Annotated in this window: 16 protein-coding genes; 7 read left to right on the forward strand and 9 right to left on the reverse strand. The window is 44.8% G+C overall.

Going from position 1 to position 19,906, the window contains the following annotated elements; genetic code table 11:
* Nucleotides 1-8: 8 nt before the first annotated feature.
* Nucleotides 9-1,472 carry a MocR-like pyridoxine biosynthesis transcription factor PdxR gene (gene pdxR, locus ACFSVM_RS11455; protein WP_090724411.1) on the reverse strand — a complete coding sequence of 488 codons (1,464 nt, stop codon included), beginning with the start codon at nt 1,470-1,472 and terminating at the stop codon, nt 9-11.
* Between the two features lie 179 nt (nt 1,473-1,651).
* Nucleotides 1,652-2,134: a hypothetical protein gene (locus ACFSVM_RS11460; protein WP_090724410.1), complete on the reverse strand. Its 483-nt coding sequence runs from the start codon at nt 2,132-2,134 to the stop codon at nt 1,652-1,654.
* Between the two features lie 155 nt (nt 2,135-2,289).
* On the opposite strand from ACFSVM_RS11460, the gene ACFSVM_RS11465 reads away from it, so the two are divergent.
* Complete coding sequence (locus ACFSVM_RS11465; protein WP_379262211.1) at nt 2,290-3,951, forward strand: PucR family transcriptional regulator; 1,662 nt, start codon at nt 2,290-2,292, stop codon at nt 3,949-3,951.
* Between the two features lie 127 nt (nt 3,952-4,078).
* On the opposite strand, the gene ACFSVM_RS11470 is transcribed toward ACFSVM_RS11465, so the two are convergent.
* The 5 genes from ACFSVM_RS11470 to ACFSVM_RS11490 form a co-directional block, all read right to left on the reverse strand.
* Nucleotides 4,079-5,365: an amidohydrolase family protein gene (locus ACFSVM_RS11470; RefSeq protein ID WP_090724406.1), complete on the reverse strand. Its 1,287-nt coding sequence runs from the start codon at nt 5,363-5,365 to the stop codon at nt 4,079-4,081.
* A complete protein-coding gene (locus tag ACFSVM_RS11475; RefSeq protein WP_090724405.1) occupies nt 5,362-6,558 on the reverse strand; it encodes an amidohydrolase family protein in 1,197 nt (398 codons plus the stop codon). The genes ACFSVM_RS11470 and ACFSVM_RS11475 overlap by 4 nt, the downstream gene beginning before the upstream one ends.
* Nucleotides 6,555-7,790 (reverse strand): amidohydrolase, encoded by a 1,236-nt coding sequence (locus ACFSVM_RS11480; RefSeq protein WP_090724403.1) that lies wholly within the window; start codon nt 7,788-7,790, stop codon nt 6,555-6,557. The genes ACFSVM_RS11475 and ACFSVM_RS11480 overlap by 4 nt, the downstream gene beginning before the upstream one ends.
* 32 nt (nt 7,791-7,822) lie before the next feature.
* Nucleotides 7,823-8,809, reverse strand: a complete 987-nt coding sequence (locus tag ACFSVM_RS11485; RefSeq protein ID WP_076313817.1) for an ABC transporter substrate-binding protein — start codon at nt 8,807-8,809, stop codon at nt 7,823-7,825.
* 276 nt (nt 8,810-9,085) lie between these two features.
* A complete protein-coding gene (locus ACFSVM_RS11490; protein ID WP_090724401.1) occupies nt 9,086-10,438 on the reverse strand; it encodes an amino acid permease in 1,353 nt (450 codons plus the stop codon).
* Nucleotides 10,439-10,740: 302 nt separating this feature from the next.
* Here ACFSVM_RS11490 and tlp point away from each other — a divergent pair, with 302 nt between their 5' ends.
* From tlp to ACFSVM_RS11515, 5 genes are all read left to right on the forward strand, one after another.
* Nucleotides 10,741-10,968, forward strand: a complete 228-nt coding sequence (gene tlp, locus ACFSVM_RS11495) for a small acid-soluble spore protein Tlp (RefSeq protein WP_076313815.1) — start codon at nt 10,741-10,743, stop codon at nt 10,966-10,968.
* Nucleotides 10,969-11,007: 39 nt separating this feature from the next.
* Nucleotides 11,008-11,196: a hypothetical protein gene (locus tag ACFSVM_RS11500; RefSeq protein ID WP_047910314.1), complete on the forward strand. Its 189-nt coding sequence runs from the start codon at nt 11,008-11,010 to the stop codon at nt 11,194-11,196.
* A 221-nt stretch (nt 11,197-11,417) separates the two neighbouring features.
* Nucleotides 11,418-12,056, forward strand: coding sequence for a nitroreductase family protein (locus ACFSVM_RS11505; protein ID WP_090724400.1), 639 nt, complete (start codon nt 11,418-11,420; stop codon nt 12,054-12,056).
* A 99-nt stretch (nt 12,057-12,155) separates the two neighbouring features.
* Nucleotides 12,156-12,584 carry a MarR family winged helix-turn-helix transcriptional regulator gene (locus ACFSVM_RS11510; RefSeq protein ID WP_076313813.1) on the forward strand — a complete coding sequence of 143 codons (429 nt, stop codon included), beginning with the start codon at nt 12,156-12,158 and terminating at the stop codon, nt 12,582-12,584.
* A gap of 29 nt (nt 12,585-12,613) precedes the next feature.
* On the forward strand, nt 12,614-12,910 hold the full coding sequence (locus tag ACFSVM_RS11515) for a putative quinol monooxygenase (protein ID WP_076313812.1): 297 nt from the start codon (nt 12,614-12,616) through the stop codon (nt 12,908-12,910).
* A 100-nt stretch (nt 12,911-13,010) separates the two neighbouring features.
* Here ACFSVM_RS11515 and ACFSVM_RS11520 read toward each other — a convergent pair whose 3' ends face one another.
* Nucleotides 13,011-13,667, reverse strand: a complete 657-nt coding sequence (locus ACFSVM_RS11520) for a CPBP family intramembrane glutamic endopeptidase (protein WP_379262217.1) — start codon at nt 13,665-13,667, stop codon at nt 13,011-13,013.
* A 264-nt stretch (nt 13,668-13,931) separates the two neighbouring features.
* Here ACFSVM_RS11520 and ACFSVM_RS11525 point away from each other — a divergent pair, with 264 nt between their 5' ends.
* Nucleotides 13,932-14,690, forward strand: coding sequence for a response regulator transcription factor (locus tag ACFSVM_RS11525; RefSeq protein ID WP_076313810.1), 759 nt, complete (start codon nt 13,932-13,934; stop codon nt 14,688-14,690).
* On the opposite strand, the gene ACFSVM_RS11530 is transcribed toward ACFSVM_RS11525, so the two are convergent.
* Nucleotides 14,663-19,819: a protein kinase domain-containing protein gene (locus ACFSVM_RS11530; protein ID WP_379262220.1), complete on the reverse strand. Its 5,157-nt coding sequence runs from the start codon at nt 19,817-19,819 to the stop codon at nt 14,663-14,665. The two genes, ACFSVM_RS11525 and ACFSVM_RS11530, sit on opposite strands and share 28 nt — an antisense overlap.
* Nucleotides 19,820-19,906: the final 87 nt, after the last annotated feature.

Below are 19,906 nucleotides of genomic sequence, written 5' to 3' on the forward strand. Positions count from 1 at the left end.
CGGTGCGGTTATGACAGCAGCTTCTCCGCACAGTAACCAATGATTTGGATTCCCTTCTGAATATCCCTTTCCGATACACGTGAGAACCCAAGCCGAAGTGTATTCTGACCCCTGCCGTCTGTATAAAAAATATCACCCGGTGTAAATAAAACCCCTTGTTCTGAGCAGAGCTTCAACAGCTCCCTTGTATCAAAGCCGGCTGCAAACTCAATAAATACGTGAAGCCCTCCATCACTTGACAGCTGATGTGCAGGCAGCCATTCTTTGCAGCTTCTGACGACCAGCTCGTATTTTCGCTTGTACTCCGCCTTCGCTCGTCTAAGATACTTCTCAAAATTGCCGTTATATAAATACTGATACAACAAGGATTGATCGAGCGTTGATGTGTGGATAGTTCGTGCACGCTTCACGCTCTCCAGATAATCAATCAAAGATTGATCAGCAAGAATCCACCCGACACGCAAACCGGGAAATAGTATTTTAGAGAAGCTCCCTATATAGATTACACTGTTGTTTCCACTACCCGCACTCACGACAAGCGGTGCAATATGCGATCCTGAATATCGGAGCTCCTCATTAAATCCGTCCTCGATAATGGGAACGTGATATTGATTAAGAAGCCGCAGCGCTTCTCTTCTTTTTGGATGAGACATGACGATACCTGTCGGATTATGATAAGAGGGTATAAGATAAGCCAAATCATAAGCTTGTGAGGCAAGCTCACGTGAAAGCTCCTTGAGATTGATTCCATCCCTCTCCATAGGCACTCCGGTAATCTTGTAACCATGCATTTTAAATGCTTTGATCGCTGTATGATGAGTAGGGTTCTCGCACAAAATCCGTCCGCTTCCTTGCTTGAAGCTGGACAATACCAGACTGAGTCCCTCCGTGAAACCACTCGTCACGAGCAGATCCTTACCCGCTAGGTCCACGCCTTTGTTCTCCATGTAGCTCAGCAGATATTCGATCAGCGGTTTGTAGCCTTTGGCGTAGCCGTAATTCAGAAGCACGTCTCCCTCTAATGACATTCGGTCCATAAAGGCCCTTTTTACATTTTGCAGATCAAACAGCTTCTCATCAGGTGCAATACTGGTAAAAGAAATGGCTTGTTTCTGTCCGCGAATACCATGCTTCATTAGATCATGTTCTTCGGCCAGCCTGGCATAGTCATTTAATTTCGTACTCCAGTTAATCTTCACATCGTGTGACTGAAATAGAGAATCCGAAGGTGCAGCAGACAGAGTAACGAAATGCCCCTGACCTTTCACAGTATAAATAAAACCATCCTCTTCAAGCCCCGAGTAAGCATTTATGACGGTATTACGGCTAACATGGAGGAGTCCGCATAGTTCACGGGTAGAAGGCAGCTTCTGATCACCTTGCAGCGCCCCTGTCGTTATTAGCCGTCTCATATAATCTTTGACCTGTATATAAGCCGGTCGCTCATTTGCAAGTACAAAATCCGAATACATTTCTCAGCAGCCCCTTCGACATCATCATCGCATATAATCTGTCAGACCACTAGATCCACGATGTCACATATTCTCGCTGGCAGTGGTTTGTTCTATTATAATAAAAAAGACCTTTCGATCACCTAATCGAATGGTCCGTCAACCTCACATTTATAGCTGTGTTTAGTAGTAATAAACGTTTATTTTTCAACCTCTATTACAAAATGATAAAATGCATCCCCATGAGATACTTGCTCATTCTCCTCATCCATCCACCAGACTCCATATGAATAATAATAAGTGCCTTCTTGAGTCGGAGCAGTAAAGGCGTTATTTTCAATACTTACTTCCTTATGAATATTCTCCCCGCTATATTGCTGCAGCGAACACTGATTGGGCTTAGGCTCATAGTTCATTACAAACTGTATCGCGGCTTCCGGTGATACCCTAAGCGGTGTTACATCTTGCAGCAGCTCTACAGGTCCCGCTGTATCTACACAGATTCCCTGATTATTGCTGGACCAGCAATATGTACCTAGCTTCGTATCGTAGAATTGATCTGCTATTTTGATCTGCACTCCAGGAGGCTTGTTCCCTGTAAGCGGAGAATGACTTGAACCCCCTTTTTCACATCCCGTCATGAGCGCTACACTGAATAATATAAGACATATGATCTTATGCATACTTACCTCCTTCATCATGATCTCCGTTATAAAGTATAGACTACATAATCTGCAATTTCGTTCCGTTCTAAATTGATATCTAACATATGTATTTACTACTTCAGAGCATAGTGCTAGCTTTGATAACAGAAGCATCGTTGGAATAGAGGTGAGTTATGCATTTAGATGAACTAATTCGCAGTGATATTTATGACAGCTCACAAATTCTTGCCGGAGCAGAAGGCATGTCTCGTCAGGTTGAAACCGTCAATATTATGGACACACCGGATATCATACATTTCCTGAAGCCAAATGAACTGCTGCTCACCAATGGGTTCTTTTTTAAGGCTGCGCCGGATACGTTACCCAAGCTGATCAGCGATATGCAGCAGTTGAAGTGCTCGGGAATCGCCATCAAAACAAAACGTTTCGGCATCACGATTCCGGATGACGTCATTGCTGAAGCAGAACGGCTGCAGTTCCCTATCATTGAGATCTCTGAATCCAAATTATCCCTGGGCGAGATATTGCAGCGGTCCACGAGTCTTATACTCGACAACAAAAATGAGGAATTACAATATGCGCTTCATATTCACAAGCGCTTCTGTGATATGTCGATGCAGGGCAAGAGCATTGCTGACCTCGTTGCCGCACTCGCAAAGCTGTTATCCTCCCCAATCGTGCTGCTGAACGACAAACGCCAGCTGATCGCAAGCTCGAATCTCCCTTCTTCCCAGCTTGAGGAAATAACCAGGATGATCGGATCTGCGCTCGATTCTACTCAGTTTGGTACTGCTTCTAGTACGTTTTGTTTATTGGAAACCAGGTTCCGTCATTATTCACATGTACTTCTCTATCCTGTCCATACTTACCGACTTGAAGGGTATCTTCTGACATTTCACGGATCCCCATCACCTTCAAGACGTTATGGTCTAACGATGGAGCAGGCAGTGAATGTCATCGGGATGGAGCTGACTAAAGCACAGGCCGTGAAGGAACGCTCGAGGAGATACAAGAACGAATTCTTCTCTGATCTAATTGAAGGTTACTATAGTACAGAAGCTGAAGTGTTTCATTCTGGGAAGAAATTTGGATTAACTCCTAATGTGAACTGGGTTGTAGTAACTGCCAGAATAGACGAGCCTGATCGCACCCGCTCCTTACACAAGCGTGGTTCGAATCTGAATGAGCTGTCCATATCAGAAAGAGACGTGCAGTACGAATTCATTAAATGGCAGCTTCAAGGGCTTCGATATCCATTTAAGATGTTCACCAAGAATGACAATTTTGCAATCCTGCTTGCGATTGACGAGATCACATGGAATGAGCACCTTCTAATCGAAGAGCTGAGAGGGAGAGTTGATGCCTTATTCGATGATGCTGGGATCAGCATATCGATCGGAATAGGGAATCTCGTTACAAGTGTGCTGGATATCGGACTTTCTTATAACGAGGCAGTCAAAGCATTGCAGTATGGCTATCAGATGAACATGTATCGATTCGTCGAATCATTTCAATCCAAGGACACAGCCTACCTGTTCCGGATGCTGCCTCATGATGAACTGCGCCAATTCTATGAGGACACATTGCGCTCGTTCTATCAGGTGGACCCGCAGGAGCGCGAAGAATTACTGCGTACTTTAAGGGTTTTCTATGATACCCAGTGCCAGCTCGTGGAAACTTCCAAGCAGCTATATGTTCATCGAAACACCGTCGTATACCGATTGGATAAATGTGAGAAGATCACCGGACTCCGTTTGAAGGACCCTTCGACCAGCCTCCGCTTTCGAATGGCATTTGCCATAGAATCCATGATATTTCCTCAAGGTGGATTATAAGGAGCATGTTAGGAAGAACTAATCAACACAGAAGAAGAGCGCGCTCATGCTACAGGAAACAACATGGGACTGCGTAAGAAACCCGCCTGGCAGGCGGGTTTCTTGTCACACTCATTATTCATGTATACTAGTAATCCTCAGCCGTTTTGATAGGCCTCAGCATCTTTCCATTCTTCCAGACCGCTAAGGGTTTAGGTCGTTCAATCAGCAGTTCTCTCTCGGAAGCGACAGGAAACAGCGCAAGATCTGCAGTCTGTCCAGCTGAAATGCGGTAATTAAACATTCCGAGTACCTGTGCTGCCAGTGTTGTCCCCATTTTGACCAGCAGCTTGGCATCATTCTCACTTCCCATATATGCCGTATGAGCCAGAAGCCAGGCAATATCCATCACGTTACCGGTTCCGAACGGCGTAAAGGCATTACGGATATTGTTAGCGCCATAGAGGACATTCACTCCTTGTTCTAGCAGGAGTCTTACCGGAGTTAGTCCGCGGCGGACATTATCTGTATCCTGCCTTCCGTTCATATAGAGATCTGTAGCAGGCAAGGTAATGATGTGAACACCTGACTCAGCGATTTGCTGTGCACAGAGTACAGCCTCTTCTCTAGGCATCGCTCCGAGAGAGGTAACATGGCCTGCCGCTACACGGCCTTCATATCCGAATTCCTTCGTTCTACGGGCGATTTGCATGATCCCGCGGTCACAAGGATCTAGTGAAAAGTCGGCATGAAAATCAAGCGGGAGATCATATTCGGCAGCCAATCTGAATACAAAGCTTAAGTGTTCGTCCAGATCAGGATCCATATACGTAATTCCACCGACAGCATCAGCCCCGAGCTTGACTGCCTCCTTCATTAACTCAGCAGTTCCTGGTGCAGCATAGATGCCTTCTTGTGGAAAGGCCACGATGTTTAAGTCCATGCGGTCACTTACCCTGTCTTTTACCTCCAGCAAGCTCTCTATTGCCGATAGACCGAGGACGGGATCTACCTCAACATGACATCTGGCAGTTGTTACTCCATAAGAGTTTATTCTATAAGCTACATCCAAGGAACGTGCAATCATGTCTTGCTTGGTAAAGCCTTCCTTTAGCTTGACCGTCATCGCAATAGCTTCCTGCAGCGAGGCAGCTTCCTTTGGCATCCGATGGAGAAGCATTGCTTTTTCCATATGAATATGAGGTTCTATTAATCCAGGGATCAGCAGTCCGCCTCTAGCATCGATCTTCCTTTCATTGGAGATCAGATCTTCTTCTAATACGGACTCTAATGCTATGTCTTCACCTACCCGTGAACTTACTTGTTCAATATGCTCTCCACGTAAGGTAACGTCAAAAAACCCGGTTTGCTCTGGAAGTCGGCAATTATAAATGATTTGAACCTTATTGTGCTCGCTCCGATCATTCATTATCATCGGCTTAACGCTCTCTTCTGCCTTGTACCTGCCCTTATCCCGCCTGCAATCTTGCCATGGGACACTACCCACTCTCTTTCTGGTACTTTACACAAGGCGTGCTCTGCATTAATAGCGTCATTCACAAGCATGAAATCGGCGCGTTCACCTAATTTGGGCTCTATTGCTCCAACTGCTGTGTAGTTAAATGCTCCCAATAATTGCTCATCCTCGACCCAATGATATCGTTCAGCCAGTCTGGAGGTACGCTGAAGCATATCTCCATTACCATATGGAGACCAAGCATCGAGTACATTATCGGTACCGATCATTGTTGCTACGCCAAGTGAACGAAGCAAGGGCAAATTCGGCATCGGACGGTCAATGGGAACGCTGCTGATAATGGCTACACCCTGCTCTCTTAATTTGTCAGCGAGCCTACTGAGCTCCACATCCGAGATATGTCCCAAACCCCAGGCGTGACTTACCGCTACTCGATTCTTAAGTCCGGCTTGTGCCGTAAACTCTGTCATTCGCTCAATGGTATATACACCTAGGTGACCTGGATCATGCAAATGAATGTCTACACCGGCCTGATAGTCGACCGCGAGACCGAAGACTTCTTCTAAACAAGGATCAATTGCCTCATCCAGTCCGCCAGGGTCCACGGCTCCGACAAGGTCAGCACCCATCTGCATCGCTTCCCGCATCAGCGGCAGGGCATGTGAACGAATGAGCCCCTGCTGGGGAAAGGCGACAATTTCGATATCAATGGTGCCTTCATATTCCTCTCGAACTTTGAGTACGGCCTCCAGTGATTTGAGTCCAACCTCATGATCTACATCAACATGGGTTCGAATCTGGGTCGTACCTAACTGAAGCATGGTATCCAGCATGACTCTGGCCCGTTCTTCGACGCTCTGGGTCAGCTGCCCGAGCAGTTCTTTTTCCCGTCTCAATTGATTAGGCAGTGTATCAATGGTTTGACGCGAGTACCATTTCGGTTCATTCAAAAAATGCTTATCCAGATGACAGTGCATATCCTTCATAGCGGGAATGTATAATAAACCTTCTGCATCATGAGTATTTCCTCTCGAAGATCCTGCTGATGCTTGTTCGTGATGATAAGGAGTGATCGCGGAGAAACAGCCATTCTCTATCTCCAAATTATACAGCCGGCTGCCTACTCTTACTCTATTCCAAGTTGATATCAAGCAGATTCCCCCCTCTTATTCTGAAGCACGCCTTGATGAATGATCTTCACAGCTTGTGATCTTCTGGCTATAAATTCAGGAGAACACCGTGCCTCTGTCAGAATCATACTCGCATCATCACCTGCCTGCGGCCATACTCGATCGCCCGCGGCGCTGAGCGGCGTGATACCTCTCGTAATGTAACCTAGTGATTCTGCTAGAGAGCGCTCATCAATCCAGCTGTTATATTCGGCAAGCAGGCTAAGACGATCAATAATGCTTGCATTTCCAAAAGGACCCCACCAATCGAATATACTGTCACAGCCTAGATCTACCTGCACTCCCCTCGCCTTCAATTCCTCCAGAGGCGGGAGCGTCGTTCTTGCTCGCATCGTAGCAGCTGAGATTAGACGAACCCCACATGAGGCCATCCGTTCTGCCGTTTCTTGAGCTTCCGACAGCGTGACTCCTCCTAAGGCGAACCCATGACTAATAGCGACCCGATCTACCCACCCTGCTTCCTCCGTAAGTGAAAGCAGCTTATTTATCGTGTATAGTCCCAAATAGTCTGGATCGTGCAGATGAATATCAATGTCTGCATTCGCTTCTACCGCAATATCCATCATATCGGCCAGGGAGCGCTCGATGTTTCGATCGATGCCGCCAGGATCCAAGCCCCCAACATGAGTAGCACCATTCCTCATTGCTTCACGCATGAGCGCTGCTGCATTTGTCCTCAGTAGTCCTTGCTGTGGAAAAGCCACAATCTCATACGTAAGACGATCACGATAATCGTCTAGAACCTCCCGCACAATCTCGAGGTGTCTCAGTCCTACATACGGATCAATGTTCACATGAGTTCGAATATGAGTCGTACCGGCCTCCATGATTTTGTCTATCAGCAGACGGGCAGTTACTTCTACCGTATTTAGCTTGCCGGGCAGAATCTTCGCTTCCTCTTCGAGTCGATCAAGTAAATGAGCCGCCGGCTTTGCTGCCTTCCATTCCTCTCCATAATATGATTTATCCAGATGAAAATGGCTGTCAGCGATAGGCGGCAGAGCTAGCATTCCACCCCCCTCTATCTTGTCATGATGATCTTTGATCTGCTCTTCCGCCGAAACAATTTTTGCGATCTTTCCATTTTCGACGAATAAATGATATTGCTTCGTTAACGTTCTGACAGGAGTGCTATCCTCCACCTCATATCCATCTTCAAGTCTGATATTGACTAACCAATAGGCTTTATGCATCTGTTCTAATCTCCTATCTGCTCTGTCCTCGTTTATTCCGCATCTAAGTATTCTGTCGTGAACATTTCAGAAGCATCAAATTTTTCCTTCAGCAGGCCAGCGGTATGCAGCTGATCAATGAGTGTATTCCACCGTTCCTCAGTCATGTAACCTACCCCATGCTCTGCGGCGTCAAATCCATAAATATACTCTTTTAACGTTTGTTCTTGAAACTTCAGCGAATCGAAGGTCATATCCGGATTGAACTCATTAATGATCTTAAGAATATCGTCAGGAGAATCCTTGTAGTAAGACCAGCCTTCTACCATGGAAGACACGAAATCGCGCACCGTTTCTTCATTCTTATCCAAATATTCTCTCGTCGTGTAGAGCACATAATTATATGGATCATAGCCTGAATCCGAAATAAACTTAACTTCCGTTTCAATCCCCTGCTCCTTCATGAAATACGGTTCACCTGAGATATATACCTGTTCAGCGGACTCCTTGTCATTGATAAAATTCGTAGAATCGCCTAAGTAAGGAAGCTCTCTCACGTTGCTGAGATCATATTGTGACTTCAAGTAATCCCAGTACGGTATTCCGGTCTGAATATAGGCGGTTCGTCCATTCAGCTCTTCGAAGCTCTCAATCCCATGCCCCTTATGAAACATAAATGCTTGCGGGCTTCGCTGATTAAGAGCAGCCAGTGCGACCAGATCAATTCCTTGATTACGTGCGATGAGCACCTGATCTCCATGGGCAAGACCAAACTCTGCTTTGCCAGAAGCAACAATCTGAATGGAAGATACTTGAGGACCGCCGGGCTCAATCGTCACATCCAGTCCTTTCTCTTCGAAATATCCTTGATCTTTGGCAGCGTAGATCCCTCCATGCCCTGGAGCAGCAAACCAATTCAACACGACCTTTACTTCTTGGACTCCAGAAGCATTTGTCCCTCCGCAGCCGCTTAAAGCCGTGACGACAGCCACACTTGCCAGTAAACCCGTTACTTTTTTACCCAGCCACTTGATTCCCATATATTCTCCACCCTTTTCTCTGGAATTGATCTGTACCTTGAAGCAATTATAAATGTTATATTTCTTCACGTCTTTAGATCATGAATACAAAATAAGGGTGCATTTTTATTGGATTAGTACAAATATATTCATGTATATAACTTTATAAGTAATTTAATATAACATTAAAACTGAAAAGTAACGATTTATTCGTATATGCTGCTATTCTAATCAGATAGAATGGAACCACAAAAAGAGCCAAGGCAAATATGGCCTCGGCTCTCGTGAAGAATATCGTTATGCTATTTTCTTCTTAAGAATGTGATAAATTGCGATGACGATGATAAACCAGACCGGAGTTACAAACAAAGCGACTCTCGTATCTTCGGCCAGCCCCAAGATGACAAGCACAAAGGCAAGAAAGGCCAAGACCAAATAGTTAGAGAACGGATACAGCGGCAGCTTGAACTTATTGCTGCGTGCCAATTCCGGTTTCATCTTACGGTACCTCAAATGACTGATAATGATCATCGCCCAGACGAAAAGAAAACATACGGTCGAAATGCTCGTAATTAATGTAAATACTCCCTCCGGCATCACATAGTTTAAAATGACGGCGATTAATATGACCGCACAAGAGAAATACAAAGCATTTGAAGGCACGCTTCTCCTGTTCAGTTTACTTAGACGTTCAGGAGCATTCTCGTCCTTGGCCAAGGAATACACCATACGGCTCGTACTAAAAATAGCGCTGTTACAGGCTGAGGCCGCAGATGTTAGCACGACAAAATTAACGACTGCTGCTGCTGCAGTAATACCTACAGCCAGAAATACTTGAACAAACGGACTTTCATCCGGATTAATCGCATTCCATGGATAGATACTCATAATGATCAGCAGTGCACCAACATAGAAGATCAATATTCTAATGGGGATATTGTTGATTGCCTGCGGAATGACCTTTTCCGGATTCTCCGTCTCGCCCGCTGTCAGACCGACAAGCTCAATCCCTACAAAAGCAAATACTACCATTTGAAAGGATAGTAAAAAGCCGTGCATTCCATTCGGAAACATGCCTCCATGCGCCCACAAATTCGTGAAGCTGGAAGGACCCTGATCTGTAGAGAACCCTCTCACAATCATCACGATTCCAATGACGATGAGGGCTAGTATTGCGATAACTTTAATTAAGGCAAACCAGAATTCCATTTCACCAAACAGCTTCACGGTTGCCAAATTCATAATCAGCAGGATCACAAGCGCAATAAGTCCCGGCATCCATTGAGGGATCTCTGGAAACCAGAATTGAGTATATAGACCGACGGCCGTTAAGTCTGCCATGGCGATCGAAATCCAGCAGAACCAGTAGGTCCAGCCTGTGACAAAGGCGGCTCCATTTCCCATATAATCTTTAACAAAATCAACGAACGAGTGGTAATTCAGATTGCTTAATAACAATTCGCCGAGAGCCCGCATAATGAAAAATAATATGATGCCCGTTATTATGTAAGCAAATAGGATCGAGGGACCTGCTAAATGAATGGATTTGCCAGCACCCAGAAACAAGCCGGTACCAATTGCTCCACCTATGGCGATAAGCTGCACATGTCTGTTTTTTAACCCTCTTGTCAAATTCTCATCCTGTACCATGGGTTAGCTTCACTCTCTTTCTCTGGTGTCAATTCGGTTGACAGCTCAATCTCCCGTTTTTATATCATACTTGCTTCAGCTCTCAATTACATAGGTAAATGGAACGAATATGATAACTATATGGGCTTATCCTCCTGTATCCTGCTTATTATTACACATTGCGCTTAAGCTCATCCTTCCACATGTACATGATAAAAATAAAGCTTGAATGCATAAGCATCTCTGTCTTAAGGAAAACTTCCTACGTAAGGATTTAACTACAAATCTCAATCCAATATCATCATTTATGGGAGGTATTTCGTATGGCTAAGCCGGATAATCGCAAGGATAATGTTGAGCATTTGCAAAATGCAGTACAAAACACCATAGAGAACTACCGTGAAGCTGAGGGCTATCTCGAAGAGTTCGGAGATGAGATTCCTGCTCAGGAAAAAGCCCAAATTCAAGAGAAAAATGAACGCCGCAAGCATAGCATTTCCGGTTTCCGTGAGGAAATTAAGGATGAAGCCGATCATCAGTCACATTCTTAAGGTATTTTGCACTTTGACTCCAGAGGAGGTTTGCTTCATATGACAAAACAGGATCCACAGGAGCTGCTGCAGCAAAAGCACAAGCTGGATGAGCAGAAAGAACAGTTTACCAAATTTGCGCGCAGTGCATCAGGTCATACGGAACTAGAAGCAGGACAGGAATTCAGTACGGACCGCAAGCTTGATGATCAGAACCGCATGAAATCGGTCGAAAATAAAAGAGCTTGACTATATCTTGACCCGAGTAACCAAGCCGATCCCGTGTGGATCGGCTTAATTGATATATCAAGTCCTTGAAGAGCATAGGATTCCCCTCGGTTCATCTGTTATTGCTGAAAATTAGGTGTTGCAAATTCTGCAGAAGTGCATTATATTAATTGACGTATCAAATATTGACTACTCAAATATTGAGTCATCAACTAATTTTTTATTAAGGAGTGTCTAGTGACATGCGCAAATATCAACAAACCAATGATTTTAACGAGATTGTATATGGACGTCGTTCCATCAAAGTATATGACCCTGCTGTAAAGATCAGCAAAGAAGAAATGACCGAGATATTGGAAGAGGCGGTTACAGCTCCTTCGTCAATTAATATGCAGCCGTGGCGTTTTGTGGTCATCGAAAGTGATGAGGCCAAAGCTACACTTGCTCCACTTGCAAAATTCAATAAAGACAAAGTACTTTCCGCTTCTGCAGTGATTGCGGTCTTCGGGGACATGAATAATTTTGATTACGCTGAAGAAATCTATGGTAAAGCCGTAGAGCTTGGCTATATGCCTCAGGAAGTCAAAGACATGCAGCTTGGTGCTTTTAAACCGATGTATGAAAACATGTCGGATGAAGCTATGCGTGAAATTCTTCTACTGGATTCCGGTTTGGTATCGATGCAGCTCATGCTTGTAGCACGTGCCCATGGCTATGATACTAACCCAATCGGCGGATTTGAGAAGGATCAGATTGCTGAAGCATTCGGCTTGGACAAAGACCGTTATCTACCGGTCATGCTAATTACCATCGGTAAAGCAGCAAGTGAAGGATTCACCTCTTATCGTTTGCCTGCCGACAAAGTCGCTGTGTGGAAATAATCGGTAAGCAGATGGAATATGCGGTATGGTTACCTTGCACTCTTTGGGGATTTGCATTATATTAATTGATAGCTCAAATAATGAGTGGAGGTCAATTATATGGAATGTTCATTCTCAGAGCAGGAGCAAATTCTGCATCTGCTTAAAAATCTGAATAATCAGATCAGCCCCAAGTTTGAAAGATGCACGGGAATCAGCTCATCTCGTTATGACTTATTATATCAGCTGTATCTTGCAGATGAGGTCAACCAGACTCACCTGCAGAAAGCGATCAATATTGACAGTGCCGCCATTACTCGTCATCTGAAACAACTGGAAGCAGACGGCATGGTCGCCAGAAGACGCAACCCTTCTGATCAAAGAGTAACCTTTGTTCGACTGACCGAAGATGGTCGGAAGCATATCGTCAATTACAAGAAAGAAAAGACAACTTTCGTGAATCAAATGCTGATGGATTTCAGCAAGGAAGAAGTCGACGTTCTCAATGATATGCTGCAACGCATGCAGAGCAATATTAGTGAATACTAAATGACTACTAGAAAAGGCAGGTCATCATAATGATCATCGTTCATGCTAATTTATTTATTAAACCGGACCAGGAAGCTGTATTTCTTGAAGAAGTCAATTCTCTTCTTGCAGCAACGCGAGCTGAGGAAGGAAACATCAGCTATGAACTCATGAAATCAACGGAGCAAGAACATAAGTACACCATGGTTGAGCTGTGGAAGGATATGGAGGCAGCAGGAGCACATAATGCAAGTGCACACTTCACTGCCTTCACTCACAAAGCCAAAGAGCTTCTGTCTGCACCCATGGAACTCAAAATATTCAGCGGCGAACCTCTAGAAGTTTAATCTAACGTATATAGGTATATATCACCTATTACACCTAAATTACAAGAAAGACCTTGGGAATATACAGTATCCCAAGGTCTTTCTTGTAATTCAATTCATTTTATATGATCCCAAACAGGATGAAACCGATGGTATTGATAGCAAGGTTGGCACACATATGTACCATCCAGGAAGCATAGATATTCCCGTTTCTTTCATTCAACCAGTTGAAGAGCATACCTGCGACGAAGAGACTGACAATCAGTAAGACGAACAAAGGAATCGTAAACCAGCTTGTCATCATCGCGATGTGATAGACTGCAAACGCTCCTGCGCTGAACAGATAAGCTAGCCTGCGGCCGGCAAGTTTTTTCAAAGTTAAGAACGCAAATCCTCTGAAGAAGAACTCTTCGAGCAATGAATTTATAATTGATATATAGATGGCTACGAATACAAAATTTCCCGCATTAACCCCCATATTATTCTGCAGTGCTCCCGTAACTAGGGTAAAATCAAAGTAAGGTCCTATGAGAAAGTAGTTTCCCAAAATGAATATAAATACTCCGATGCCTAGCAGCATGGCAAACTTTAGACTCTTCTTATCGAATTTGAATAAGGCCCGAAAAGAAACCTCCCTGCTAAAATAGGCGTACAGCGCCGGTAAGGTGAGAAACAGCATGATTTTGATGATGGATTTAACAGCATAATCCGGTTTAAGTACTGCATCGACATAGCCCATGATGACACAGCTGAATACCACAATGAGTATTATACTCACCCAATTTTTCCTTGAGTTTAACATTTTAGATCTCCTAACCCGATTTCGACAATATTCTACGTCTACATGACAGTTTCTTCTTCATAAGATAAAGTAAAACTGCAGTGAAAACCCCTCTCTACCATACCTTATCACCATCAAACTATACTTGAATGGATTGAAGCACGTCAAATTTCATAGGTCATTTTATCCAGAAGTTATTTCGCATCTGACGCAGGTCAGGTATAATTTGACTATTAAATATTGCAAGAAGGTGAAATTAGCATGTCCCATGAATCCATTCTCGTTCTGGATGACGAGCTCGAAATTAGTGAACTTATCCGATTATACCTGGAAAGAGAACAGTATCATGTAACCACGGTAAGTACAGGGCAGGCAGCGATTCAAGCCGTTTACGAGCTGCAGCCTGATTTGATTATTCTTGATATTCTGCTTCCTGACATGGACGGATTAGAAATTTGCCGACAGATTAGAGATCATACCCCTGCCCCCATTCTTTTCTTGAGCTGCAAAGGTGAGGACTGGGATAAGATTAGTGGATTAAGTGTAGGAGCTGATGATTATATGACGAAGCCGTTTAGTCCGGGAGAGTTGGTTGCCAGAGTTAAGGCACATCTTCGCCGGGTCCATCGACAGCCTCAGCCTGTAGTCACTAGCAATGAGGTAATCTATGATCGTCATATTCTAGACTTCGGAGATTTGTTAATTAATGAAACGACGCATGAAGTACATATTCGCGGAACAGCCGTGCAGCTGTCTGCTACGGAATTCAATATCCTGCATAAGCTAGCATGCCAGCCGGGACGTGTTTTTCCAACTGAGCAGCTATTTGACTTTATATGGGGCGCAGACCACTACGGTGACACCAGAACCGTAATGGTTCACATCAGCAATTTACGCAAAAAAATCGAAGCCAATCCATCGATGCCGCAATATATCCAGACTGTACGCGGAGTAGGTTATAAATTCCACGCACAGCCGGCTGCTTCAGGTGCTCAAGAAATAAAAGGAAGTTTAACATAGAACGCACTGCCTTGACCCAATGTGCTCTCTACCCAGATTTCACCGTCATGCAATTGAACAATTTCTTTGGCTATAGCAAGACCCAGTCCACTTCCACCATACTTTGAATTGCGGGATTTCGAAGCGCGATAGAACCTTTCAAATACATAAGGTATATCCTCTTCCGAAATCCCTACCCCCGTATCCTTCACCTGTACAACTAAATGGGGACCTTCATCGCTAATGACCGCCGACAAAGCAATCGAACCTTCCTGAGATGTATGATTGATGGCGTTGCTGATCAGATTCGTAAATACTTGTCCCATCCGCTCCCGATCCACCAAGATGTGCATGTCTTCCCCAGGGGCTGCATCCATCATAGTAGGGTCAAGACTCACCATGTACTCAATTCCCGCCTGCTCAATATCGAGCTCATATTTCTGTGATAACCATTGTACGAATACTCCCGCATGCATTGGAGTCTTGGTCATCGTTAACTGCTTGGCCTCCATTCGGCTCAGCTGCACCAAATCTTTGAATAATCTCTGTATACTGAGAACTCTGGAATGAATCACCTTTAAATATTTGCGCTGTTGTTCCTCTTCTGTCACGACACGGTCCAGGATGGCTTCGACATAGCCTTGAATCGAGGTCAGTGGTGTTCCAAGATCATGCGATATATTAGCGAGGAGCTTCCGCCGATCATTCTCCATCTGCATCAATTCTTCTGTTCGTTCTTTGACCTTATGCTCCAGTGTTGATATCAATTTCGCATGCTCGATGGATATTGCAGCCTGGCCTGCCAGCATATGCACAACCATTCTACGCTCATCGTTAAATACATGAGAAGTAAACCGGTTCTCCAAGTAAACAATCGCATTCAATGTACCCTGATGCAAAATCGGAATACACAGGATGGAGCGCACTTCATTATTTTGTATATAAGGGTCTTTGACAAACAATCCTTGTCTTGAAGCATCATCAAGCACTACGTCTTCACTAGTTCTCGCTGTATACTGTACTATAGACAACGGAACTTCCTTATAGGTATGGATCTCTTCAGCTGCTGTGTGTCTGGCTGTACCGTCTCCAACCTTGCCCCCGCCTTCTCCTTCGGCTTCTACATAGAGACCCTCTGCTTGTTTAACAACGAGTACGCCTCTGGTTGCACCTGATATCTGAATCAGGATTGTCATAATTTTCTCGAGTAGTGTTTGAAGCACAATTTCCTGAGACAGAGCTTGTGAGACGCCCATTATGGCTTCCAGATCCAGAAAATCTGTTGATATCGTCGTGGTTGTATTATACGAGCCTGATTTAAATTCCGGATAAATATCTCCGATTCTTCTCACCTTGTTCACGACACCCCACTGCTCATATAAATTGTAAGCCTCCGCCATGTACAGACGGCCTGCCGTCATCCGGCCTTCAGCCAAACAGAAGTCTGCCATGCGTTCAGCGGCAATCGCGTTAAAATGATAAAACCCGTTAGCTCTAGCTCCCTCTACCGCCTGCTCATAGCATCTCTCAGCCTGCTTCAACTTACTTTCAGCACGATATCTTTCTGCTTTGATCAGCAAATAGAGGTGCTGATAGTTCTCAGGTGCTTCTCGCGCCCAGCGATACAATTTGCGTTCGCACTGACGCGCTTCCTGGAGCAGGGGCTTCTTCCGCTCCTTCGAAACCTCCTCAATCAGCGAATATATCGTTAACGCCGTGTATAATTCATGTTCGACCTTATGAAACAAGCCGAACGAAGCGGCCAGCGCTCCCTTTGATCTTCGTGACATGTCATACGCGGCTTCATAGTCTCCTGATAGATAAGACAGCATCATTTTTTTCATGTAAAAGACCTGAATGACAACCTGGTTCTGGATTCCCTCCAGTTCTTTAATCCATAACTCTTCCTCGGCCTCACGATCAGACAGCATGACGTTTGGGCCATAGCTTTCTGTAAGGCGAACATGTGTCTTACGTACTAATTCAATCATATGCACTGTCTCTGGATTGCCCGTTTGTCTCAAGAAAGGCAAATGCCTGTCCGCCTCTTCAATCCATCGCTCAGCAGGCAGACCGAGAAAATCATGAGCAAGAAGGATATAGGTCACTGCATAGCCTGCGTACACCAAATCCCCCGCTTCCATTCCGGCATGGTAGGAAGTCCATAGGTCGTCGACAGTATGACGTAAGTGACGTTTCCAGGGAGAAATAAATACAGCAAAGGTAAAGTGTGTCTTGCAGCGAAGTCCTGGATGTTTAAACTGGTTGCTAAGCTCCACCCCATAACAACCTAGCTCATAGCTGCGGCTATACATTCCGTATCCTGAGCCTAATAACAGTCCCATCGCGTTATAAGCGTTAGACGATTCGGTAAAATTGCCATAATGGATCGAATATTTGACGATCGTCAGCATCATGTATAAATATTGAGTTGGATTAACGAAGTAAGCAGATGTCGCTGTGTCCATGAGGAGTTTCATCTGACTTCTGATCTCATCTTGAATCTGGGGAGCCCGTAAGTTACGCTTCTCTCTGCTTCCTTTTCTAACCCTTTGGTACATAATATCGAGTAGAGACAAATGAAGTGAACCTTGACTTGGAGCAGCATTTAACTGAAGTCCAAAGATACGGCTCAGTCCTTCCATTCCCATGGATATCGTTCTTTCGTGCTGACCACTCTGCGTATATTGATTGATCATCACTGTGTAGACCGCTGCACGATGGGTTGAAGTCTTTGCCAGCTCGAGAATCTCTTCAAATCCTTGTTCCGTTTCTTCAAATCTTCCTTGCAGTGAATTGGACTCCCATCTCCCGAGAAATAAACGGAATGCCAGTTCATAGGAAAGCTCCCAATCCCGCTCCTCAAGAAGCTCAATTCCACAAGAATACCATTCTGCAGCCGAGTCGTATGCACCAGAGGCTTTGGCTTGCTCCGCAGCAAGCTGAAAGATCTGAGCAATGTGCAGCCTCTCGGATTCATCATTCAGCAATGACAAGCCTAGCCGGTAGTGATGTGCGGATAGAAATAAACGTTCCTCGCTATCTCCAGCCGTACTGCGTGCAATGAGTCTTGCCGTCTGAAGATGAATTTGCTGTTTCTCGTCCATATGCAACAGATGATAGAAGAAGCCGCGAATTCGGTCATGGAGGAAGATATATTCATAGGGCCCAGAGGGTGCAATTAATCTTAGATCAACTAACGGATTCAAATGAAGCTGAAGCTGTGCCTTATCCATTTGCAATAGTTCCGCAAGAAGCTCCGAATCAAATCTATCTGCAATACATGAAGCATACTTCAAGGTTTCCTTCTCGCATTCTGCCAATTGATCGATTCGCTGCAAGAGGAAGCCTGACATCTGATCGGATACCTTCCTTGTCAACAGCTGTTCCTCATCCCACATCCAGGTTCCCGATTTCTCGTCCAACCACATTAAATTCTGTTCGATAAGACTATATATAAATTGTTTCACATCAAATGGAATGCCTCCGGTATACTCCATTACAAGCTTCTGGAAGCGATGAGGCTGCTGTATACCCAATCCAAATGTATCTTCAAGCAGTGCATGGATTATCTCTTCATCCATAGGAGCGAGTGTAATAAGTTCAATTCCCTTTATACGGGAATTAAGCTCTCCAACGAACCATCTGAGCAAATGCTCCTTCTCCCAATCCTCTGCCCGATATGCACCGATCAGCATCAGTGAAGGCGCATTTGATGCCGTCATTAAGAAGTGCAGGAGCTGCAGCGAGCCCGGATCTGCCCACTGAAGATCATCCACGAACCATACAATCGGCCTGTGCTCTGCCAAGCACTCCAGCAGCTGAAATACCGCAAAATGCAGACGATTTTTCGCTTCTGCAGCCGATAGCGCCATTAGAGATTCTGCCGCGTCTTGAGAGCCAATAATCCACTCTAATTCAGGCAGCATATGAACAAGCACACGCGTGCTCTCCTTGAGCTTCTGGGTAATTCGTTCCTTCCATACAGCAAGCTCATCCTCGGTTTCAGATGATAGGGAGCGTAAGATTCCACGCAACCCCTGCAGCACACCACTATAAGGAACCTGACGCTTCAAGACATCAAATTTACCGGAAACAAACAGTCCTCCGCCAAGTGTTACATCCAGCATGAGTTCCTGAACCAAGCTCGACTTCCCTGAACCGGCAAGCCCGCTTACCATGGCACATTCCGTGCTTCCAAACTGAAGGCGCTCGTACAGCTGTCTAAGTCTTGCTGCTTCCGAATCTCGCCCATACAGGCCGCTTGGTATGTAGAAGACGTCCTTCTTATCTTGCTTGCCAATTACAAATTCGGTTACATATCCATGCTGCTCCAATTCATTAAGGCAGTGGGACAGATCATGCTCCAAGCCTTGTGCACTCTGATACCGATCCTCCGGGTTCTTGGACAAACATTTCATGATAATGTCGGACAAGACCGAAGGAATTCGAGCATCCAGATGAGAAGGCGGTATCGGTGTTCGCGCCAAATGACAATAAACCCATTCCATCGGAGATTCCGCCTGGAATAGGGGTACACCTGTGAGCATTTCGTATAAGGTTGCTCCAAGGGAATACAGATCCGTTCTATAATCCACCATTCGGTTCATCCGCCCCGTCTGCTCAGGTGACATGTAGGACAGCGTTCCTTCTAATTGCCCATAAGCTGTCGATCCAACGTACTCAGACTGAAAGCGGCTCGCTATACCAAAATCTGTAATCCAAACATTGCAGCTCTCCGGCTCTACGATAATGTTTCTAGGCTTCAAATCTTTATGAATAATTCGATGTCGGTGTAACTGCCCGACGATGGAAGCAATAGAGATGGCAATCTCTAGAGCCGCTTCAAGCGTTAGCGAATTTTCTTTAATCAATTGCTGAAGGGATACACCCTCATTATCCTCCAGCACAAGTGCATATCCATTGTAGTATGGGATTAACTCGATCGATTTGACGATCCCTTGTATAGAAAGATTGCTGATCATGTCGTATTCTTGCTTTAACTTTTGCCATTCTTCAACAATAGGAGGTTCTGTTCTCGGTACTTTAAGTATGTATTTCTGATTATTCTTACTGGAGCGTGCTCGAAAAACACTTGCATACTTCCCGTCATTCAATCGTTCGTAACCGGAATATTCGCCAATTCTCATCTTCTTCACCTTTTCACTTATACTTATGGCACAGGTATTGAGATCATTATACGTAAAAGCGTTGTCAGTGAGAAGGAGTATTCTTCC

The sequence above is a fragment of the Paenibacillus shunpengii genome, from assembly GCF_042684905.1.
Taxonomy (GTDB): Bacteria; Bacillota; Bacilli; order Paenibacillales; family Paenibacillaceae; genus Paenibacillus; species Paenibacillus shunpengii.